Genomic DNA, 21,072 nt, shown 5'->3' with positions numbered 1-21,072 from the left:
AATTTTCGCATAAGTCCTAGGCTTTCCATGAAAGGTGATACACGGCTTGAAGAAATCCATGCTAACCAAAATCAGTCCTCCGCAAATTCTGACCGCAGGCTTTATTGTTATTATTATGATCGGCTCTATCCTTCTTTCGTTGCCCTACGCTTCGGAAGACGGCATGCAAACGCCTTTTATCGATGCCTTCTTTACCGCCACAACGGCGGCCTGCGTAACCGGTCTTGTCGTTGTCGATACCGGGACCCATTTCTCTGCCTTCGGCGAGCTTGTCATCCTGATGCTGATGCAGGTCGGCGGACTTGGCTTTATGACGATGGCCACCTTATTCGCTCTCGCCTTCCGCAAACGGATCTCGCTCCGGGAACGGCTGTGGCTGCAGGAATCGATGAGCCATACCTCGCTTGAAGGGATTGTCCGTTTTATCCGCCGCGTCCTGATCTACGCGTTTACGATTGAATTCGCCGGTGCCCTGCTCCTTACCTTGCGCTGGTCGGCTATGATGCCGTTTGACAAAGCCTTATATTACGGCGTCTTCCATAGCGTATCCATGTTCACGAATGCAGGCCTCGATATAATGGGACCGATTCATGGTCCTTTTAACAGCTTTACCAATCATGTGGACGATCCGATTATTAACGCAGTCCTGATGCTGCTTATTTTTCTTGGCGGGATCGGCTTTATCGTTCTGGCCGAAGTGATTGACTATCCGAAGATACGCAAGCTGTCGTTACACTCCAAGGTTGTGCTGTATACGTCCGGCCTCTTGTTCTTGGGAGGAGCGGTTCTCCTCTTTATATTCGAATATACAAACACGCTGGAGCCTCTTAGCTTTGCGGGCAAGCTGTACAGCTCCTTGTTCCAGTCGATCTCGCCGCGGTCCGGCGGCGCGAATACGCTGAATATCGCCGATATGCGCAATGCGAGCCAATTCCTGCTTATTATTCTGATGTTTATCGGGGCCTCCCCGGGATCCGCGGGCGGCGGCATTAAGGTCACGACTTTCGCCATTCTGATCGGAGCCGTTATTGCCATGATCCGCGGGAAAGAGGATGTCGTCTTCTTCAAGCGACGTTTGGCAAAAGACCGGGTACACAAAGCCCTGACGATTACGGCCGTATCCGTTGCCACCATCGTCTTGTTTACGATGATTCTGTCCGCTACGGAGGAGACGGATTTCCTGACGGTGATGTTCGAGGTTACCTCCGCCTTCGGAACGACGGGCTTATCGATGGGGTTAACCCCGCATTTGACCGACATCGGGAAAATCTTAATCATTATCGTTATGTTTGTCGGAAGGATGGGGCCGCTCACCCTCGCTTATACCCTGGTTCCGAATCAGTCCAAAGAGCTTTACCGGCACCCGGAAGGAAAGATTACAATCGGATAAAGGAAACGTAAGGCCATCCCGCCTATGCGGGATGGCCTTTTCTCATGCTTAAAAGCAGGAAAAATATTCTTTTCGCAAATCGCTCGTCCCGATATTGAATTAATATACATTATGATGTATATTAATTCACATCATGTTAGAGATGGAGGTTCGATCATTCATGCAATCGTTAACGAAAACAACCGACGGCTTGCTCGCATCCGCCAAGCAATCGCTCCTATATACGGCTAAACGTCCTGAAGTAGTCATGACCCGCGGGGAAGGCATGTATATGTGGGATACCGAAGACAAGGCTTATCTGGACTTTATTGGGGGTTGGGCGGTGACGAGTCTTGGACATTCCCCTGCCGTATTGCAGAAGGCCCTCGCTCATCAAAGCGGTCAACTTGTGCATGCAAGTCCGGGATTCTATAACAAGCCCATGATTGAGTTCGCGAACCTCCTTACGGAGATTTCGGGCTTTGACAAAGTCTTCTTCGCAAGCAGCGGCGCCGAGGCGAACGAAAGCGCGATTAAGCTTGCCCGGAAGCACGGCGCCCTTCATCTGAACGGCGCTTACGAGATTATTACGTTGATGAACAGCTTCCACGGCAGAACGCTGGCCACGATGTCGGCAACCGGCAAACCGGCGTTCGAGCATTTATTCGAGCCTAAGGTCCCAGGCTTCAAGCATGTGCCGATTAATGACTTCGACGCCTGCTTTGCCGCGATCAGCGATAAAACCTGCGCGATTATGCTTGAGCTTGTACAAGGCGAAAGCGGCGTCCACTCGGTGGATGCTCCTTATTTGCAAGCCTTGCGCAAAGCCTGCGACGTATACGACATTATGCTGATTTTCGACGAAGTACAGACCGGCCTCGGAAGAACCGGAAAGCTGTTTGCTTACGAGCATTACGGGGTGAAGCCGGACGTGATGACGCTCGCAAAAGGAATCGCCGGCGGATTCCCGCTTTCGGCGATGCTGACTACGGAGCAATACGATCTGTTCGAGCCGGGGGATCAAGGCGGCACCTATAGCGCGGCGCCGCTTGGCATGGCGGCCGGCCATGCGGTCGTGAGCGAAATCCTGCAGCGGGGACTAACGGATAATGCGGCAAAACAGGGGGCTTTTATTCAAGAGAAGCTGAACGGGCTGGCTAACAATTATGCGGTCAGTCAAGTCCGCGGCAAAGGACTGCTGCTTGCTTTTGACGTACCCGAGGGAACTGCCCCAGCCCTTGCCGAACAGTGCATGAACAACGGTCTGCTTGTGAATGCGCCAAATGCGCGCACGATTCGCTTAATGCCGCCGCTTATCGTAACCGCCGAGGATGTAGAGAACATGATTGGGATTCTTGCGGGCGTACTGGAAACCTGCGGTTTGAAAAATGAGGCCGTTTATTCCTGAGATTCGAAAAACTTCCTAAGCTCATCCGGGACCGCGCGGCTTTTGCGGGTGGATTGATCCATCGTTACGCTCGTAACCAAGGCATCGGCCCGCACTTCGCCGCGCTCGTCCTTAATCTCCTGCTTCAGAACGTAGCTGGAATTGCCTATTCGTTCAGGCTGGCAGGTGACCGTTAATTGGTCTCCTTGCCTGCACTCGCTTCTATAGTTTACGTTGATGTTTACGGTAACCGTTTGTATATTCATGCTGGCGAAGGCTTCATAAGGAAGCCCGCATAACTCGTACCATTCCTCTCGTCCCCATTCGAAATATTCCAGGTACTTTGCGTTGTTCACATGGCCGTTGACGTCAATTTCCGTAGAGCGAACAATGATAGGCAGCGACGATTTCATCTCATCCATTCTCCTTCTATATATTAATGCGGCTACTTATTAAAATAACACATGCCCTTAAGTTAGCAAAAAGCCCGCCATGCGGCGGGCTGCTGTCCTGCTATTCCTTATAACGGGACTGACGTTATGTTCCGATAACGTGCCGCCAAGCCTGCTCGATATCCCCAATCAGCGTTTGCGGATCCTCCAGACCGATGTACAGTCGGGCTACAGAAGGGTTATTCCCCGTTGCATTGCGGCTTGCAGGCGTTTGTCCAACCGTCACCAGACTTTCGAAGCCGCCCCAGCTGACTCCAATCCGGAAGTAACGCAAGGCGTCCGCCCACTTCTTCAGCATTTCTGCCGGCAACTGAGTTTCGAAGGAAAATAGGCTGCCGTACCCGTCCAATTGCTTGCATGCGAGAGCGTGCTGCGGATGCGAAGGCAGACCGGGGTGATTCACGCGGTTCACCAGCGGATGCTTCTCCATAAATTCCGCGATAATCAACCCGCTGCTATGATGTCTTTCCATCCTGAGAGGCAGCGTTCGCAGCCCCCGGATCATGAGGGAAGCCGTATGCGGAGTCATAACGCCCCCAAACAGCATATACCCTTTGTTTGCAATTTCATCGATCAGGTCCGCGCGGCCTGCCACGACGCCTCCCAAGCAATCGCTATGGCCGGAGAAATATTTGGTCATCGAATGAAGCACGAGATCTATTCCCCAATTGAGCGGACGCTGGTAGCATGGCGTCGCCCAGCTGCTGTCAATCATCGTAAGAACACCCTCGCGTTTCGCAAGCGCCGCGACTCCCTCCAAGTCCTGCAGCTGGAACAAACCCGATGTCGGACTCTCCAGATAGATCAGTCGCGTGTGCGGCCGTAACTGGTCTTCGAAGTCAGATAACAGACAGCCGTCGACGTAGGTTACTTCGACCCGGTACCGTTCCGACAATTCGTCCAGGAACTGCCTCGTTGGTCCATAAGCTTGATTGACGCAGATGACATGGTCTCCTGATCTCAACAGCGCGTGCAAGGAGCCGGCAATGGCAGCCATCCCCGACGCGAAGCAGCGCGCCCGTTCAGCCTCTTCCAATTCCGCTATTTTGCCCTCCAAATATTGTACCGTCGGATTATTGCCCCGGGAATAGACGGTAGCAGCCAATACGTCCTGCATGGCATGATCGAATGACTCATGGTTTTCGAACGCAAACAGGCTATTTTGATAAATCGGCATCGTGACGGCGCCGTAATGCTTCGTGTCCACTTCGTCATGCGCTACTTTGGTATGCAGTCCTTCATTCATTCGGTTTCTCTCCCTATGCATTCATTCCTTTGTTTGCGTCATTCCGCCGCTATGCCTCTAACCCTTCTCGGCGCCTTGCGTCAGCCCTTCCACGATATACCGCTGAGCGAACGCAAACAGAACGACGGTCGGAATGACGGACAATACGGTACCGGCGGACATGGAACCCCAATCCACGTCGAACTTCATAACGAAGGAGTTCATCGCCACGGGCAGCGTCTTCAAATTCTCATCGTCAATAAACATAACCGCCATAAACAGCTCGTTCCAATTTTGCACGAATGCGAAAATAAAGGTGGATGCGATTCCCGGCAGCATGACCGGTATAATGACCCGAATCAGAGCCGTCAGCCTGGAGCAGCCGTCAATCATCGCCGCTTCCTCCAGACTGCTGGGAATTCGCTGGAAGAACCCCCGAAGCATAATCGTGGAAAAAGGAATAAGCATAACCGTGTAGGCAAGAACCAAGGAAAACCGGTTATTAATCAGGTTCATGTCGGCCATCAGCAGATAGAGCGGCGCGAGCGAAATAAACCCGGGCAGCATTTGCGTCAAGAAAAAGGCCATCATAATTTGCTTATGCCCCCGGAACTGGAACCGGGCCATGACATAACCGCTTAACGTTGCAATGCAGATGACGATAAGTGCGGCAATTACCGAAATAAGCAGACTGTTGCCGATATAGACATGAAACTTTGAAACTTTAAAAATATTGGCATAGTTTTCGAAGGTAAATTTCTCCGGCCAATACCGAATCGGCAAAGAAAAAATCTCCTTGCGCGGCTTAAGCGAAGTGATTACGATCCAATAGAGCGGAAAAACCATAATGAGGAAAAAGATGCCGAGATAAAGCGACTTCAGGCCCGTCAACGCGCGTTGCTTCATCTAGAAGTCACCTGCCTTTTCCGATCTTGTAGCGAACAGATAAAACACGGTGTACAGCATAAGTATGATGATCATGATCACGCCAATCGCCGAGGCCATTCCGTAATCCCCGCCATAGATAATCTTATCCAGCATAAGCGATGAGAGAATATGAGTCGTTCCGGCAGGTCCGCCGTTCGTAAGGCCGTAGATGATGGACGGATCGTTGAAGATCCAGATGGCCCGGAGCAAAGTCGTTGCGATAACCGTCGGCAGGATATAAGGAAACGTCACGTTAAAAAACTTGCGCAGCCCTCCGGCACCGTCCATTTCCGCCGCTTCGTACAGATCCGCGGGCACGGATTGCAGCGCGGCCAGCAGCATAATCGCGAAAAACGCGATGCCGTACCAGACGTTAGCGATGATAACCGACGTCATGGCCCATTTCGGATCGGAGAGGAAGCCGATGCGCGTATCGATAAGGCCCGTTCGCATTAACAGATCGTTAATGACGCCAATTTGCGAGTTGAACATCCACTTCCAGATCAGGCCGATTAGAAAACCGGACAAAGCCCAGGAATAGAAAACAAAGCCTTGATAGATCCCTCTTCCCCTGAATTTTTTTCGCAGCGTCAGAGCAAGCGACAAACCGATCAGGAATTGCAGCACAAGCGAGAAAAACACCCAATACCCGCTGTTCTCGAGCGCCGAAAGAAACTTCGCGTCCCGAAACGCGGTTTCGAAGTTTTGCAAGCCGATGAACTGAACGTTGGTCAGGTCAAACAGCACGTAATTTTGAAACGCCATGACTACCCCTTGCAAAAAAGGATAGAACGTAAACACCAGCAGCAATGCCAATGCAGGAAGCAAACTGAGTAATATGTACCTTCGCTGCTTGCTCATGCCATCTCACCTTCCCCCGCTAGTAAAATGCGGCAGGCGGTTCTCATGCCGCCCACCGCTATTTTAAGGTCATTTTTTCAATTCAGCTTTCGCTTTCACCCAGTAATCGTCCCATTTCTTCAACGTATCTTCCACGCTCGTCTGTCCCAGCAGCATGCTCTGTCCGGATTCCATGGCTACCGTGCCCCATTGTCCGTTCGCAGGATATTGGAAAGGCGGCTTGAAGTTAACGAACGTGTCCGGCTGATTCGTCATATCAAGCAGCGTCTTGTACGGTCCGCTTTGGAAAAATGCATCCTCGGTAGCGGAAGAGTGAATCGGCACGGTGCCGTGGCTCTTCGACAGCTTGGTATTCTCTTCAGGCGAGGACAAGAAGCTGATCAGCTTCCAGGCAGCTTCTTTGTTTTTCGAGTAGGAGGTAATTCCCCAACCCGCGCCGCCGGCGGAAATGAGCGCTTTGCCATTCGGTCCCTTCGGCATCGGAGCGGTTGCCCACGTGCCTTCCTCCATGCTATCGTTCAACGTCTGTATAACGTCCGGATCCTGCAACAGGAATGCCGTCACGCCGGACGTAAAAGCTTGCACCTGTTCCTGGAAGCCCCAGTTGATAGAGTCAGGCGGCGAGCCTTCTTTATAGAGCTTCACGTATTGTTCGACCGCTTCCTTCGCTTCCGGAGACGAATAGATGGTGCCGCCGTCCTTCAGGAACATCGCGTCATCGATATTGATTTTTTCCGAATCGTAAGCCTGGATCATCGTATCCGGAACGGCGTTGGCGCCGGATCCTCCACGGAACGAGAAGCCGAAGCGGTTTTTGGAAGGGTCGGTCAGCTTCACGGAAGCATCGATTAACTCCTGGTATGTAGCCGGAACGGAGATGCCCGCTTCCTTCAGCCAATCCGCGCGATAGAACAGCTGCCGCTGATAGAGTCCGTTTGCGATGAAATACAGCTTGTCGCCAACGGTAGCGACGGACTGGGCGACGGAGGTGACGGTTTTGAAGTCATCCCAATTTTTCGTATAGTCATTAAGCGGTTCCACGTAGCCGTTGTTTACGAATTCCGCCACGTTGAGATCGCGAACCTCAAGCACGTCAAGCTCTTGCTTCGCGTTAAGCATCGTTCTGATCTTGTTGTCCGCCTGATCGAACGGCGGCGAGATCAGTTCGACCTTAATGTTCGGATTCTGATCCATAAATGCCTTTATGCCTTCTTGAATGATGGCCGTGCGATTAGGGCTGGTCAAGCTTTCGATCATGCGCAGCGTAACAACCTTGTCTCCTCCACCGTCTCCATTCTTGGAGCCGGAAGAACTGCATGCCGTTACGGTCAAACTTAGTGCCACACCAATCATAGATACGGATAACAGCGATTTCTTCCAAGACATTTGTTGCATTGGAATCCCCCTTAAAATGAGTGAGTATCATACTGTATACCTGTCTGATAGGTTTAATATAAGTGAGCCATTTACAAGTTGTCAATATCTAAATTTTCTGTCAATATTCCCGTATAGTCTCCTCGATAATGTCCATCATTTGGCTAAATTCGTTCAACGCGTGCTTTGCATCGTGGTTTGCAATCCCGTCGAATAAAGTGCGGTGAAACGGATAGGTATTGTCGAACAGCTCTTTCACCCCGAACGGGCCCGAAAAGAACTTCTTAATCAGCTCCGATATGGAGTCGTACACGCTATGAAGCAGCGGATTGCCTGCCGCGTCGTAAATATGCTGATGGAATTCGTAATCGATCGCCGAAGTATCCAGACCTTTTTGCTTTCGTTCGTCGTATTCCGCGAGGCATGCTTTCATCTCCTCGATCTTGGCGTCCGTTATCCGTTTCGCGGCCAGCTCGACGGCTTTGCCTTCCAGCGCCCTTCTAACGTCAAGAATATCGAGCAGAAACGATTTTTCGTCGTCTATTTTTACTTTTCCGCTGTAACGGTAAGAGCCCGCATCGTTGACGTATATGCCTTTTCCGTTAATGACCTTTACGATTTCAATGGCTTCCAAATATCGCAGCGCTTCGCGCAAGGAGGACCGTCCTACACCAAACATCCGGACCAGCTCGTCAACGGACGGAAGCTTGTCCCCTTCCGCCAATTCCTTGTCTGCAATATATTTGATGATCTCCTCGGAAACGAGTTCATGGGTATGCTGCTTTTTAATTTTGCGAATCATCGTTCAACCGTCCTTTATACCTGTCAGATAGGTGAATATTATTTAAATATTTTAAGAATGTCAACTAGGCGTACGTTTCAGTTGGCTGAGAAGGCGAATGAGCAAGAAGGATTTTAAATTCGATTATGGCAAAATACAAATTTAACCGTTTTTGCCCTTGCGGGATACCGCCTTTCTATGCGTTAATATAGATGTCGGGCCGACGAAATGAACGGAAAGGAGGCTGAACGAAATGATTCAGATCCAGGAGGTGGCATTCGCGTAAGCGAATGTCCCATATAGGGGGAACCTACCCGGTTCCCCCATCAATTTTGAATATAATCGCAACGCAAAATACGAAAGGAGGAGGGTTAGCCATGTTTAACGCAAAACAAGCCAACGAAAGCCAATGGAACCAAATATCGAAGGAGGGCCTCGATGGGGCGTTACAAAAACGGAAAAGATGTGCTTCCCCCGACTCTGCTTAGGCAAATCCAGCAATATATTGATGGCGAATTGCTTTACATTCCGAAACAAAGCGAAGAGCGAGCCGGCTGGGGACAGCTGAGCGGCACCAAAGCGCGGATCAACGATCGCAATGGTGAGATCTACGCGGAATATTGCAAAGGGCGGTCAATCGCTGACCTTGAGCGGGTTTACTTTTTATCCGGGGACAGCTTACGAAAAATCATATGCAAACAACAGCAGAATGCCCGCATAGGCAGCGGAAGCTGATGCGGTACTTATATAGCATGACCATAAAGATAGCCTGCCACCGGTAATTCGAGGGCAGGCTATTCGCCTATTCTAATGAATCCATCTATAGTTCATTTTGTTGTCGACAATAAGCGTATCGTCGACTAATTGAAGCCCCTCACCGAGCGGTTCATTAAATACCGTAACGGAGGTGGCATGATTCACCGGGTTATAGCGGCTAATCGTCGTTTGCTCCGAGCTGTAATCGCGTGCCGCCCATATAAGCTGCGGCCCTTCCGGTTTCGACAGCAGAACGTAATTCCTGTCCTCATTGCCCGTCTCTTCCGCTGGCGACCAGAATAGCCCCTCATCACGGTCAACAAACAGAAGCGGTCCGGTTCGACTGACCACCGCCATCGGCGACTTCAAATCCTCCAGCTTTTTCGCTGGCGTCAGATTCGTGATTTGACCGGTCAACACGTTAGCCAAGGCGTATGTTCGATCAATCTTGCGGGGGACCGCCCCCTTTTCAGCACGATCCAGCCGGTACCAGGACAGCACTCCCTCATTGCCTTTCGCAAGCCAGCCGTTCCAGTCCACATGAGTCAGACCTTCCTTCGGCTTAGCCTGAACATCCCAGGTCAAGTCCCCTTTCTCATCATAAAAAGCTATTGCTTCAGGCGCGATAATGTAGGCCTCATCCCCGCCCAGCACATTGTCATGACTGTCGCTCAACGTAAAGGACAATGCCGCAAACCGGCTGTCCGGGCTCCATTCGAATGCCGGATAGGAATGATAACCAAGCGTTGGCGGAATAACCTTAAGCTCTTTGCCATTCCGGTCGTATAGACGGAAGCTGTCGGTTTGTTCATGCCAGAACAGATTGCCGTCCGGCGAAGGCGTCACGAGATATAACGGCCATTCGTGCTTGAATGATCCTTCTATCGGCCGAACCTCGCCCGTAAGTAGGTCCACCGACCAAAGACGGCCATCCGAATAGCTGTTCAGATATAGATATCCGGAATTGTTCATCCATCCCCTTGCATAAAAAGACGGCGATACATCCGGCACCGCATTCGCCGCTATTGTCTTTATCCGCCCATTGCGTAAATCAAGCGCGACCACGTCGTATTGGATCCCCTCCTGCCCGTCCTCCCGCTTCTTGGGCTGCACAAGAACAAGCTGATCCTGTTTCGTAAACCCGTAAGCCCCGGCAATAGAATCGACGGAATAATTATCCTTCACGGTAATATCCGCCACCGGATACAGACTGTACGTCTGCTCTTTGGGATTAACGGCAACGACGTCCAACCGATATCTAATCCCCTCCGGGTCGTAGACGGTTCGTTTTACGACATGGGCCACAAGATTACGGTCATTTGGGACTGGAAATGTTTGTGCGACAAAACCGTTAACTTCTTCCGAATCATGTAAGGGAAAGGAGAACCCTTTATCTTGTTTTATTAAGTCTATGCGCAAAGCTTCGCTAGCGGATGACGCAGCAGATGCCGGCGGAATGCCGGAAGCTTGTGCTTCCTCCGTTGCAGGCTGTTTCGCAGAGGGCGCAGAATTAGAGTTTGAATCCGGGCTGCAGCCCGTTAAGAGTAACGGCACAAATAAGATTGCAGTCGTTATGGCGGTGAGCTTCATTCGTTAAACCTCCCCTTTGCTCCTATATGATCTAGACTATATTTTCCAGATAAAGGTTGCTGCGGATTGAGGTTTGGCTTTTCATTTTCTTCCGTTTCAAGTTCCCTGGTCTATGTGTAAAAGAAGTTAATAGGACTAAAGTCGTCTATTTCGGACAAGTATTCAGCTGTGCAAACGCGAAACCGATAATTGTAGAAAGAAATGCCTATTCCAGGCAAATACAACAAGCTATAGGACAAATAAGGAGGGCATGACAAATGACAATCGCTCGTAAGAAAGGCTGGAGGGGATTGCGATTTATCCTTGCGATGGCGTTTATTCTGGCCTTAACGGTACAGCCGCTCGCGCAAACCGTGCATGCGGCAGACACGGTACACCACTGGAAGCATTACACAAACGGTGTTTCTTATATGAATCAAGGCAAAATCAAGCTCGCGATCAAGGAATTCGAGCTTGCCGTAGCCCAGTCGGAGCAAGCCGGTTACTTGCGTAAGCTGGCGGAGGCTTATACGCTGGACAATCAGTTCCAGAAGGCGGCCGATACGTATTATCGGGAAGCCAAAATCCACAAAGCGATCGGGGAAAAATCCGGCGACCTAAACACGTATTTTGCCGTACTGGCCAAAGCTGACGCCTTGAATACGGAAATCGATCTTTATCTTGAGAAAGAAGGCGCCTCCCCCTCATCCGGAAGCAGCCACTTAGCGAAGTTCGAACCCGCGTCGGGCATGTACATCGGTGCCTACGTAGAGAAAGACAGCGGCGTCGAGAAACAAAAAGACGGCAAATTTGACGCCTTCAACAAGCTCGCCAGCAAGCAGCATGCCGTGTTTTTCAACTACCATAAATACGGCAATCCGTTCCCTTATCATTGGGCAGAGACCGTAAAAGAAGCCGGTGGCGCAATTCAAATTGCTCTGCAGCCGGATGACGGATTAAACGCGGTCAAGGATGATGCGTATTTACGCAAATTCGCGCGGGATGCAAAAGCTGCGGGCGTTCCTGTCTTCCTCCGGTTCGCCTCCGAGATGAACGGCAGCTGGGTGAAGTGGAATGGCAATCCGTCGCTCTACATCGAGAAGTTCCGCCTGGTCTCGAAGGTCATGAAGGAAGAAGCTCCGAATGTCGCTATGGTCTGGTCGCCGGCGGCGAATCCGAAGCAAAAAATCACGGCTTATTATCCGGGAGACGATTATGTTGACTGGGTTGGCCTCAGCATCTACAGCGTCAAATATTTCAACGGCAATGTGAAGGAGCCCGCCGATCAAGTGAATCCGCTGGATTCCGTGGATTACACGTACAAGCTGTACGCTTCCCGCAAGCCCATTATGATCAGTGAATTTGGCGCGACGCACTTCAGCAAAGCCGGTAATACGTCTGCCGTCAATTTTGCCATTACGAAGATGAATATGCTCTATCATGGCGCAAAACTGAAGTATCCTCGCGTAAAATCAATCAACTGGTTCAGTCTCAATACGTTGACGGATTCCTACAGCGCGGAGCGCAGCCTGAACAACTTCAGCCTGACGGAAAGTCCGGCATTGCTCGCTTCTTACGGCAAAATGATCCAAGATCCTTATTACTTGTCGAAGGTCGTATCGGGTTCAAGCAGTTATACGAAAACCGTAAGCAAGTTTGCGAATCAAGGCACAATCGGCAAGCCGGCTACCGGCGTCGTATGGGTGAAAACGTATGACCCTTATATTAGCAAGGTCGTCATCAAACTGGACGGCGCTGTTGTGTTGACGCGCCAGCAGTATCCTTACACCTTCTCGATCCAGCCGGACAAGCTGAAAGCCGGCAGCCATAAAATCGAGGTTGTTGTCTTTGATTCCAAGAACCGAGAGGCTTCCCGCAAATCGTATACGTTTAAGACGACTTAGGTCTTGTTGGCCGTGCCGGATTACCGGCACGGCCTTTTCGCGTCCGCGTCCCCTACGCGTTAACCCGCCGGCCACACAGTAAGACGGTTTTCCCGCTTACCGGGCTGCTCTCACCTCGCGTTGACCCGCCTCCCTCCCAGTAACACGGTTTTTCCAACTTACCAGGCTGCCCTCACCTCGCGTTGACCCGCCTCCCTCCCAGTAACACGGTTTTTCCAACTTACCAGTCTACTCTCACCTCGCGTTGACCCGCCGCCCTCCCAGTAACACGGTTTTTCCCGCTTACCAGGCTGCTCTCACCTCGCGTTGACCCGCCGGCTCCCTCAGTAACCAGGTTTTTTTGCGTTATCTTCTTAACGATGTCGCACATCGTTAAGTCCAGTTAATTCACTCGCTTGGGCTAGCTTAACGATGCCGCGCATCGCTAAACTTCTTAAAATCAGCCAAAACTGGGCACACCCCCCTGTTGGAGAGCCACCTTAACGATGTCGCACATCGTTAAGACCAGTTAATTCACTCGCTTGGGCTAGCTTAACGATGCCGCGCATCGCTAAGCTCCGTAAAATCAGCCCAAACTGGGCATTCCCCCCTGTTTGAGAGCCACCTTAACGATGTCGCACATCGTTAAGACCAGTTAATTTACTCGCATGGGCTAGCTTAACGATGCCGCACATTGCTACGCTCCTTAAAATCAGCCCAAACTGGGCATTTCCCCTGTTTGAGAGCCACCTTAACGATGTGCCACATCGTTAAGACCAGCTAATTTACTCACTTGTGCTCGCTTAACGATGCCGCGCAGCGTTAAGCGAGCGCGAGCGAAAAAAGCTGCCCTCGCGGGCAGCTTCCTCCATTACAAACTATTTAATAACGCCTTTTTTCAAGATTAAGTTGGCGTAGATCGCGCTTTCGCCGGTTGCAACGATAGCGTAGGCTTTCTTCGCGCGCTCGTAGAAGGCGAATCGCTCCACTTCCTCGAACGGCTCTTCCAAGCCGCTGCGCTGCGCAATAATGGCCTTATACTCGCCCCAGATCGGCGTCTCCGCCGGATCGCCCGGCATCACCTGCATGAGAGCAGCCGGCTTCTCGACATATTGGTCAAGCGGGAACAGCTGCATAATCGCATCCAGCAGCTCGGGCACGCCATGTCCGTCGCAGCGGACAAGACGCTGGGCATGGCTTACCGCCGGGAAATTGCCGTCGGCCAGCACAATTTCGTCGCTATGCCCCATTTCCATCAGGATCTTCAGCAATTCGGGTGAAAGGATTTTCGGAATACCATTCAACATCGCTAGGGGTCCTCCCTAATTAAGATCAGCCTGCAACAGCTGCTTGAATCGTGCATAAGCTTCATTCCATACATCCGTATCCGCTGGCTCGTAGATTTCAACCGGGAAGGATGCCGCCGACAATTGCCGCGCTTCCTCCAGATTCGCGCATTCACCAAGCGCCATAAACTGTGCCAGCATGTTGCCAATCGCGCTTGCTTCCACCGGTCCGGCCCATACCGGGCGGCCGATCGCATTTGCCGTCAGACGGCAGAGCAGCTTGTTCTGAATACCGCCGCCGACCATATGCATGCCGCCGTATTGCTTGCCCGTCAGCTTCTCAATCTGCTCGAGCGCATTCCGGTACTTAAGAGCAAGACTGTCCATAATGCACCTTGCAACCTCCGCCGCCGATTCCGGAACGGGCTGCCCCGTCTCGCGGCAATAGCTTCTTACCTTTTCCGTCATGTTGGACGGGCCGAAGAACCGCAGGTCATCCGGATTAATGAGATAGCGGAAAGGCTCCTCCTGCTCGGCCATAACCGCAAGCTCGCCAAAAGAAAACGCCATCCCCTGCTCTTCCCACTCCCGCCTGCACTCCTGCAAAATCCACAACCCCATGATGTTCTTGAGCAGCTGGTATTTGCCGCCAACTCCGCCCTCATTCGAGAACTCAAGCTCCATCGCCTCTTCGGTTAACAACGGCTGGTCAAGTTCCGTCCCTACCAGCGACCAGGTGCCGCATACCAGGTACACAAACGGTTCTGCCGCTGCCGGAATGGCTGCGACGGCCGATTCCGTGTCATGCGTGGCAACGGCAACCGCTTCAACGGCCGGAATTGCCAGCTCCTCGCAAACCTCCTCCGACAAGGGCCCAATCCGGGTTCCCGGATAAACAGGCTCAAGGAACATCTCTTCCGGAATCCCCAGCTCCTTCATAAGAGCCGTATTCCACTTCCTAGTATCCGGATGAAGAAGCTGCGTGGTAGTCGCCATCGAAAACTCGCAAACCCGCTTCCCCGTCAGCAAATAGACAAGCAGGTCCGGCGTCAGCAGCAGCGTCCTCGCCGCTTCCAGCTTTGGAGAAGCTGCCTTTTTCATGGCATACAGCTGATAGACCGTATTAAACGGCATAAACTGCAGACCGCCTTGCCGGAACAGCTCTCCTCTGCCAAATCTGGCTTCGATCTCCTCAATCAGCCCTTCCGTATGCGGATCCCGGTAATGATAGGGATTGCCAAGGAGCTCCCCATTCGCATCCAGAAGGCCAAAGTCGACGCCCCATGTATCCACGCCAAACGTAACCGGCTTATACCCAAGCTGGAACGCCTTGCGCAGCGCATGCTTCATCTCCTGCAGCAGCCTAAGAATATCCCAATGCAAATGACGGCCAACCTGAACCGCAACATTCGGAAAACGGTGTATCTCCTCTACCTCCAGCCTGCGCTCCGCCATATCGGATCCCGTCAGCCTGCCAATCAGCGCCCTGCCGCTGCTTGCTCCAAGATCAAACGCCAATACGGTGGTTGCTTGTTCCATATGCCTGAATTCCTCCTTGCAGCGGCAGCCGCTGTCCTTAAGTTATTGCTGCTTCTGCAGCAGCTTGATCCGGTAAGCCTCGCTCTCAAGCGACGCGATCTCCTCGAATTCTTCCTTCGTCAGCACCTTTGGTTCTTTAACCTGGCTGGCGATCAGGAAGATCTTCGCGCTCTCTTCCACAACCTCCGTCCGGTAATACGCCTCGCGCAGGTTGCGTCCGGTTGTGACAAGGCCGTGATTGCCAAGCAAAATGCTGCTTGCTTCCTTCACTTTAGGGACGAGGGCATCCGCCAGCTTTTCCGTCGTAGGCAGCACGTATGGAATATAGACGGTCTTGCCGACAAGCGCCGCTTGGTCCGGGAACATAATCGGAAGCTCCTCTTCGACCAGCGTAAAAGCGATACAGTATGGCGGATGGGTATGAACAATGGCCCCAATCGCCGGATTCGCACGGTAAGCGTACAGATGCATCAGCACCTCAGAGGACGGACGAAGTCCGTTATCCTCTACCGCGCCGGTCTCGATATCAACCGCTACCCATTGCTCCGGCTCCACTTCGTCAAGGGCAAAGCCGCTTGGCGACAGGTACATTTTCCCTTCATGCTTCGCGCTTATATTGCCGCCCGGTCCAACGACCAGCTTATTCGCAACGGTCTTTCTTGCGTATTTGCACAGCTCCTGCCGAATATCCAATTCTTCCATCCCCTTAAAAAGAATTTCCTTATTTGACATATTAGGTAATTCTTACTTCGAAAGCATGTTGCTTACTTGTACAATGGCCCGAAGTTCGAGCAAGCCCGGTAGTCAGCCGCTTCTTTGTCGTTAGTGCCGAATAGACCCCATGCCCGCGGACGGAAAATGTTCTCTTCCAGAACGTTATGCATATTGACCGGAATACGCAGCATCGAAGCAAGCGTAATCAGCTCTGCGCCGATATGGCCGAAGCTGATCGAGCCGTGGTTGGCTCCCCAGTTGTCCATCACGTCGTATACGGAACTGAAGGCGCCTTTGCCTGTCAGATTCGGGGCGAACCAAGTCGTTGGCCAGGTTGGATCCGTCCGCTTGTCGAGCTTGTCATGCACATCGCTTGGCAGCTCGACGGAGTAGCCTTCCGCAATTTGCAGAACCGGCCCTACGCCTTTAACGAAATTGATCCGGGACATTGTCATCGGCATGCCGCCGCGCGACAGGAAGTCGGAGGAGAAGCCGCCGCCGCGGAAATATTCCACGCCAGCCGGTCTCCACGAAGTAGCCGCAAGGCAAGCCGCCGCTTCGTCTTCCGTAATATCCCAGAACGGCTTCATCGCCGGCTGGCCGTCAAGCTGCTGCTCGCCGGTACCGTCGAGCGTTGCCGAACCCGAGTTAAGCAGATGCAAAATGCCGTTAGCCGCATGGCCTTCAAGCTTATGTCCCGTTACCCGCTCCACGGAAGCCGGGCTCCAGTAAGTGCGCACGTCCGCGAAAATTTGCGGCGTATTCGTCAATAGGTAGCCAAACAGCATAACGACGCCGTTCAGACTGTCATTCTCCGTTGCGACAATAAACGGAGGGCGGATGCCGTTCCAGTCAAAGGAGGAGTTCAGAATCGCTTCCATAAAGTCGCCGTTCGGGAAATGGTCCGTCCACTGGCGTTGTCCCTGGAAGCCGGACACAACCGCATTATGGCCCATTGCTTCTTCGCCGAAGCCAAGCTCCGCAAGGCGCGGGTTGCCGATCATCAGGTCGCGGGCGATCATCGTCATTTTAACAACCGTCTCCCAGTCCTGATCCTTCTTCTCGCGCGAGGTCTGAATCGCTTCCGGGTTATTGTCCGGACCTTCCGCGCAGTTCTCTTTCACCCAAGCTAGCGCTCTCTCGAATTCGGCAGGATCGTAGATCTGCTCCTCGAAGCGGCGTACAAACTCGGACATATCGATGTATTCCGTCCGCATGCCGAGGTATTCCTGGAAAAAGGAATCGCTTACAATAGAGCCCGCGATGCCCATCGATACCGAGCCCATCGACAAATACGATTTGCCGCGCATATAAGCTACCGCAAGTCCCGATTTCGCAAAGGAAAGCAGCTTGCCCCGCACGTCATCCGGAATGGAGGTATCGGATGCTTCCTGAACTTCCTCGCCGTAAATGCCAAATGCCGGAATGCCTTTTTGCGCGTAGCCTGCCAGAACGGCAGCCAAATATACCGCACCCGGACGCTCCGTTCCGTTAAAGCCCCATACCGCATTCGGGATGGAAGCGTTCATATCCATCGTTTCCGTACCGTAACACCAGCAAGGCGTAACCGTTATCGATACCCCAACATTCTCGCGGGCGAATTTGTCCGCGCAGGCCGCTGCTTCCGCCACCCCGCCGATAGTCGTATCCGCAATGACGCATTGCACAGGTTCACCGTTTGGGTAACGCAAATTTTCGGCGATCAGATTCGCGACCGACCTAGCCATATTCATCGTTTGAACCTCAAGCGACTCGCGAACTCCCTTGCGGCGTCCGTCTATCGTTGGACGAATCCCGATCTTGGGAAAACCATTCTGAAAGCGATAAGCGATGTCCGTCATAAATACCCCTCCTAAAAAGAATTGTCACACAAACAGCCGTTAAGGCTGTTCGTGATGATTCTTACCTCGAAAGCATAAACCAATGAATGAATAATAACGAAACTAGCAAATAAAATGTTACCGATAACTCTAATTTAACAAGGCGTCCTGTTGCTGTCAATCGTTTTCTCTTGTAAGATAAAAGCATGAAATGTCGATGAGGAGCAGTAGGTATGGTTACAATCTATGATATTGCGGAGAAAGCTAACGTATCCGCGATGACCGTTTCTAGAGTTATCAATAACACAGGCAGAATAAGCGAGAAAACAAGAGCCAGGGTCAAAAAGGTAATGGAAGAGCTGAACTATGTTCCGAACCAAATGGCCCGCAGCCTTGTTCTGCAGCAGACCCGGAGCTTGTTCCTGCTTATTACCGATATAACGAACCCGTTCTATACAACATTGTCCCGGGGGGCCGAAGATGCCGCCACCAAGAACGGCTACCGCCTGCTGTTCGGCAACAGCGACGAAAGTCTGGAGAAGGAAGCCGACTACATTAATACGATTCTGACGACCCGGGTAGACGGCGTGCTGATTGCCCCGGCCGGCGATCCATCTCTGCCCCATCTCGAATCGCTGCAGCGGCATAACATCCCGTTCGTCCTGCTGGACCGCGAGGTGCCCGGCGTCGAATGCGACATCGTGCTTGGGGACAGCAAGGAAGGCGCACGCCAGCTGGTTAACCATCTTGCCAAGCAGGGCCATCACCGCATTGCGATGGTAAACGGCTCGGATACGATATCAAGCGCAAGACTGCGTCTTGAAGGCTATAAGGAAGCGCTAATCCTGAACGGATTGACCTATGACGAGAGCATCGTCTTTGAGACCAGTTACGGTCCGCGTACCGATCTGTCGGAGATGGAAGCCTGGCTGGATTCGCTAGACCCGCTCCCGACGGCCGTCGTAGCCGGCAACAATGTATTGGCGATCGAAGCCATTCGACTGCTGAGAAAACGGAATATGCGGATTCCGGAAGACATCTCCATCGTCTGCTTTGACGATTTTGGCCCGTATTCCGAGGTTGATCCGTTTATGACGGTTGCCGCGCAGCAGGCCTATCAATTCGGTTACCTGGGCATGCAGATGCTGATCGACCGCATTCAGAATAAAGAGGAAGCCGGACCGTGGAAAAAAATCGTCCTGCCCGCGGAGCTGATTATCCGCCGGTCCGTCTCTTCCCTATAAAAGACAAAGAAGGCTGAGCGATATCGTCGCTCAGCCTTCTCTTCATTGCTCCTCCGTATTTAACGGCAGGATGATTTCAATCGTTGTTCCTTCTCCCGGAACGCTTGATATATTCATCAGCCCTTGATGCTGCTCGATAATGCGCGAGCTGATCATAAGGCCAAGACCCGTCCCCTTCTCCTTGGTCGTAATAAACGGCTGTCCGATTTGACGGATGATCTCATCCGGAATGCCCATGCCTTCATCGCGGATCGTCAGGCGCATCCGCTCATGATCCGGTTCCATCGCCGCCGTGATCGTGATCTGCCCTCCAAGGGGCATTGCTTCTATTGCATTTTTTATAATATTGATAAAGACCTGCTTCAGCTGATTCTCATCGCAATAAATCGACGGAATACAGTTCTCGAATTCCGTGCGGATCGATACGTTCATCAGAATCGCCTGCGTTTCCAAAATCGAAATGACGGCATGTAAAATATGATCCAGCCTTCGCGTGCTAAATTTGGAGAAATGCGGCTTCGCAAGAGTCATAAATTCATTCACGATAAAATTGATCCGGTCCAGCTCATTGGTCATAATGTCATAATAGAACGAGTTCCCCTCCGCCTTGGATTTCAGCAGCTGGGTAAAACCCTTCAATGCGGTTAACGGGTTGCGGATTTCATGAGCTACGCCCGCTGCCAGCTGCCCGATCACCGAGAGCTTCTCGGAACGGACAAGCATCTCTTCCGACCGTTTGCGGTCCGTCAAATCCCGGATAACGGTCAGAATCACCATTTTTCCCCGGTAATTATGGATCCGGATGCTCGACATCTCAACGTCGATCGTCTGACCGTCGTTGCACAGCAGCTTATTTTCGATAAAATTCGTGGGGTCGTCGGTATGAATCACTTTGTTGAGCACATCCATCAGATCGTCGCTATAAGCGGGATCGACGTAATCAAGGATAGGCCGCCCGACCATCTCGGAATCGTCGGCAGCGCCAATCAACTTGACCGCTAATTTATTGGCATACACAATTTCGCCATTGTCGATCAAGACAATAGGCTCGGGGAGGAACTTGATAATACGCTGATACATGTTGGCACTGTCGCGAAGGGAGCGCTCTTTTTCCTTCTTGATCGTAATATCCTGTACCGTGCCTAGCAGCGCAGGCTTGCCTTGAAAGGAGATCAGGCAGGAGTTGCCTTCGAGGTGAACAGGGGAGCCGTCCTTCTTAACCCCTGTAATGTTGAAATGAAAGTAGATTTGCTTCTGATCCATCAAGGTTACTTGCGCATCCCGCGAAACGACTTCCAGCTCGCCGGGCAGCATTAATTTTTCCAGCTCTACCTGCAGCAATTCTTCATTCGTATAACCATACAGGGCTGCCAAGTACGGGTTCGCATACAAAATACGGTTTCCCTGTCCTACAAACACACCAGCCAGCGCGCTGTCTGCCAGATGACTGTACAAGCTTTCCGCTTCAAACAAGGAGGCTTCCATCTTAATCCGGTCGGATATATCCCTCTCAATTCCAACAACCCCGATGATATTCCCATTCTCATCCCTAAGAGCCGTAAGAGTAAGGCTGACATACACCATCGTGCCGTCCTTGCGCAGCTTAAACGTCTCCTGACACTGCAGACTTTCGCCAAGCTTGGCCTTATCGATCATTAATCTTCGTTCTTCAAGAAGATGTACCGGCGTAAAGCAGCAGGGCTTGCCAATCAGCTCTTCCCTCTTCCATCCGTGAAGGGCTTCAAACCCAGGATTGACATCAAGAATATTCTCATCCAAATCTATTACGACAATCCCGTCGGGGATATTGTTCCATATCGATTCCATAAAGTTATGCTTCATTATATGACCATGCTTGTCCATTCGAATATTTCCACCTTTTCGA

17 protein-coding genes are annotated in these 21,072 nt (G+C 51.8%); 5 read left to right on the top strand and 12 right to left on the bottom strand.

What is annotated here, in order from left to right; all coding sequences use genetic code 11:
- Positions 1 to 58 precede the first annotated feature (58 nt).
- Both ACR9FF_RS07120 and ACR9FF_RS07115 read left to right on the top strand, forming a co-directional pair.
- Positions 59 to 1,390: a TrkH family potassium uptake protein gene (locus ACR9FF_RS07120; RefSeq protein ID WP_127491075.1), complete on the top strand. Its 1,332-nt coding sequence runs from the start codon at positions 59 to 61 to the stop codon at positions 1,388 to 1,390.
- 160 nt (positions 1,391 to 1,550) lie between these two features.
- On the top strand, positions 1,551 to 2,777 hold the full coding sequence (locus tag ACR9FF_RS07115; RefSeq protein WP_435169963.1) for an aspartate aminotransferase family protein: 1,227 nt from the start codon (positions 1,551 to 1,553) through the stop codon (positions 2,775 to 2,777).
- Here ACR9FF_RS07115 and ACR9FF_RS07110 read toward each other — a convergent pair.
- From ACR9FF_RS07110 to ACR9FF_RS07085, 6 genes are all read right to left on the bottom strand, one after another.
- Positions 2,768 to 3,169 (bottom strand): acyl-CoA thioesterase, encoded by a 402-nt coding sequence (locus tag ACR9FF_RS07110; RefSeq protein WP_435169960.1) that lies wholly within the window; start codon positions 3,167 to 3,169, stop codon positions 2,768 to 2,770. The two genes, ACR9FF_RS07115 and ACR9FF_RS07110, sit on opposite strands and share 10 nt — an antisense overlap.
- Positions 3,170 to 3,293: 124 nt before the next feature.
- Positions 3,294 to 4,454, bottom strand: coding sequence for a trans-sulfuration enzyme family protein (locus ACR9FF_RS07105; protein ID WP_127490783.1), 1,161 nt, complete (start codon positions 4,452 to 4,454; stop codon positions 3,294 to 3,296).
- A 57-nt stretch (positions 4,455 to 4,511) separates the two neighbouring features.
- A complete protein-coding gene (locus tag ACR9FF_RS07100) occupies positions 4,512 to 5,339 on the bottom strand; it encodes a carbohydrate ABC transporter permease (RefSeq protein WP_127490784.1) in 828 nt (275 codons plus the stop codon).
- Positions 5,340 to 6,221, bottom strand: a complete 882-nt coding sequence (locus ACR9FF_RS07095) for a carbohydrate ABC transporter permease (RefSeq protein ID WP_127490785.1) — start codon at positions 6,219 to 6,221, stop codon at positions 5,340 to 5,342.
- Between the two features lie 69 nt (positions 6,222 to 6,290).
- Positions 6,291 to 7,616: an ABC transporter substrate-binding protein gene (locus tag ACR9FF_RS07090; protein WP_116393913.1), complete on the bottom strand. Its 1,326-nt coding sequence runs from the start codon at positions 7,614 to 7,616 to the stop codon at positions 6,291 to 6,293.
- A 100-nt stretch (positions 7,617 to 7,716) separates the two neighbouring features.
- Positions 7,717 to 8,397 carry a FadR/GntR family transcriptional regulator gene (locus tag ACR9FF_RS07085; protein ID WP_435169955.1) on the bottom strand — a complete coding sequence of 227 codons (681 nt, stop codon included), beginning with the start codon at positions 8,395 to 8,397 and terminating at the stop codon, positions 7,717 to 7,719.
- 417 nt (positions 8,398 to 8,814) lie between these two features.
- On the opposite strand from ACR9FF_RS07085, the gene ACR9FF_RS07080 reads away from it, so the two are divergent.
- Positions 8,815 to 9,111, top strand: a complete 297-nt coding sequence (locus ACR9FF_RS07080) for a CD3324 family protein (protein WP_015842974.1) — start codon at positions 8,815 to 8,817, stop codon at positions 9,109 to 9,111.
- Between the two features lie 72 nt (positions 9,112 to 9,183).
- On the opposite strand, the gene ACR9FF_RS07075 is transcribed toward ACR9FF_RS07080, so the two are convergent.
- Positions 9,184 to 10,383 carry a TolB family protein gene (locus ACR9FF_RS07075; RefSeq protein ID WP_435169953.1) on the bottom strand — a complete coding sequence of 400 codons (1,200 nt, stop codon included), beginning with the start codon at positions 10,381 to 10,383 and terminating at the stop codon, positions 9,184 to 9,186.
- 596 nt (positions 10,384 to 10,979) lie between these two features.
- Here ACR9FF_RS07075 and ACR9FF_RS07070 point away from each other — a divergent pair.
- Positions 10,980 to 12,605 (top strand): glycosyl hydrolase, encoded by a 1,626-nt coding sequence (locus ACR9FF_RS07070; protein ID WP_435169950.1) that lies wholly within the window; start codon positions 10,980 to 10,982, stop codon positions 12,603 to 12,605.
- 857 nt (positions 12,606 to 13,462) lie between these two features.
- On the opposite strand, the gene ACR9FF_RS07065 is transcribed toward ACR9FF_RS07070, so the two are convergent.
- From ACR9FF_RS07065 to ACR9FF_RS07050, 4 genes are all read right to left on the bottom strand, one after another.
- Positions 13,463 to 13,891, bottom strand: coding sequence for an RbsD/FucU family protein (locus ACR9FF_RS07065; RefSeq protein ID WP_127490789.1), 429 nt, complete (start codon positions 13,889 to 13,891; stop codon positions 13,463 to 13,465).
- 15 nt (positions 13,892 to 13,906) lie between these two features.
- Entirely contained in the window at positions 13,907 to 15,409 is a 1,503-nt protein-coding gene (locus ACR9FF_RS07060) for a rhamnulokinase (protein WP_435169947.1), read from the bottom strand.
- 42 nt (positions 15,410 to 15,451) lie between these two features.
- Positions 15,452 to 16,111 (bottom strand): class II aldolase/adducin family protein, encoded by a 660-nt coding sequence (locus tag ACR9FF_RS07055; RefSeq protein ID WP_435169945.1) that lies wholly within the window; start codon positions 16,109 to 16,111, stop codon positions 15,452 to 15,454.
- Positions 16,112 to 16,173: 62 nt separating this feature from the next.
- Entirely contained in the window at positions 16,174 to 17,964 is a 1,791-nt protein-coding gene (locus ACR9FF_RS07050; RefSeq protein WP_435169942.1) for an L-fucose isomerase, read from the bottom strand.
- 212 nt (positions 17,965 to 18,176) lie between these two features.
- Here ACR9FF_RS07050 and ACR9FF_RS07045 point away from each other — a divergent pair, with 212 nt between their 5' ends.
- Entirely contained in the window at positions 18,177 to 19,187 is a 1,011-nt protein-coding gene (locus tag ACR9FF_RS07045; RefSeq protein ID WP_116393922.1) for a LacI family DNA-binding transcriptional regulator, read from the top strand.
- A 42-nt stretch (positions 19,188 to 19,229) separates the two neighbouring features.
- Here ACR9FF_RS07045 and ACR9FF_RS07040 read toward each other — a convergent pair whose 3' ends face one another.
- Positions 19,230 to 21,050 carry a PAS domain S-box protein gene (locus tag ACR9FF_RS07040; RefSeq protein WP_127490793.1) on the bottom strand — a complete coding sequence of 607 codons (1,821 nt, stop codon included), beginning with the start codon at positions 21,048 to 21,050 and terminating at the stop codon, positions 19,230 to 19,232.
- Positions 21,051 to 21,072: the final 22 nt, after the last annotated feature.

The organism is Paenibacillus glycanilyticus (genome assembly GCF_051200795.1).
GTDB lineage: Bacteria > Bacillota > Bacilli > Paenibacillales > Paenibacillaceae > Pristimantibacillus > Pristimantibacillus glycanilyticus.
The sequence above is the reverse complement of the archived record's forward strand: the minus strand, read 5'-3'. Positions and strand labels throughout refer to the sequence as shown.

Coding starts and splice junctions, on each gene's coding strand:
- ACR9FF_RS07105 (WP_127490783.1), bottom strand. CDS start 4,454: ATGAATGAAGGACTGCATACCAAAGTAGCGCATGACGAAGTGGACACG.
- ACR9FF_RS07050 (WP_435169942.1), bottom strand. CDS start 17,964: ATGACGGACATCGCTTATCGCTTTCAGAATGGTTTTCCCAAGATCGGG.
- ACR9FF_RS07085 (WP_435169955.1), bottom strand. CDS start 8,397: ATGATTCGCAAAATTAAAAAGCAGCATACCCATGAACTCGTTTCCGAG.
- ACR9FF_RS07090 (WP_116393913.1), bottom strand. CDS start 7,616: ATGCAACAAATGTCTTGGAAGAAATCGCTGTTATCCGTATCTATGATT.
- ACR9FF_RS07095 (WP_127490785.1), bottom strand. CDS start 6,221: ATGAGCAAGCAGCGAAGGTACATATTACTCAGTTTGCTTCCTGCATTG.
- ACR9FF_RS07100 (WP_127490784.1), bottom strand. CDS start 5,339: ATGAAGCAACGCGCGTTGACGGGCCTGAAGTCGCTTTATCTCGGCATC.
- ACR9FF_RS07040 (WP_127490793.1), bottom strand. CDS start 21,050: ATGGACAAGCATGGTCATATAATGAAGCATAACTTTATGGAATCGATA.
- ACR9FF_RS07060 (WP_435169947.1), bottom strand. CDS start 15,409: ATGGAACAAGCAACCACCGTATTGGCGTTTGATCTTGGAGCAAGCAGC.
- ACR9FF_RS07110 (WP_435169960.1), bottom strand. CDS start 3,169: ATGAAATCGTCGCTGCCTATCATTGTTCGCTCTACGGAAATTGACGTC.
- ACR9FF_RS07080 (WP_015842974.1), top strand. CDS start 8,815: ATGGGGCGTTACAAAAACGGAAAAGATGTGCTTCCCCCGACTCTGCTT.
- ACR9FF_RS07045 (WP_116393922.1), top strand. CDS start 18,177: ATGGTTACAATCTATGATATTGCGGAGAAAGCTAACGTATCCGCGATG.
- ACR9FF_RS07070 (WP_435169950.1), top strand. CDS start 10,980: ATGACAATCGCTCGTAAGAAAGGCTGGAGGGGATTGCGATTTATCCTT.
- ACR9FF_RS07055 (WP_435169945.1), bottom strand. CDS start 16,111: ATGGAAGAATTGGATATTCGGCAGGAGCTGTGCAAATACGCAAGAAAG.
- ACR9FF_RS07065 (WP_127490789.1), bottom strand. CDS start 13,891: ATGTTGAATGGTATTCCGAAAATCCTTTCACCCGAATTGCTGAAGATC.
- ACR9FF_RS07120 (WP_127491075.1), top strand. CDS start 59: ATGCTAACCAAAATCAGTCCTCCGCAAATTCTGACCGCAGGCTTTATT.
- ACR9FF_RS07115 (WP_435169963.1), top strand. CDS start 1,551: ATGCAATCGTTAACGAAAACAACCGACGGCTTGCTCGCATCCGCCAAG.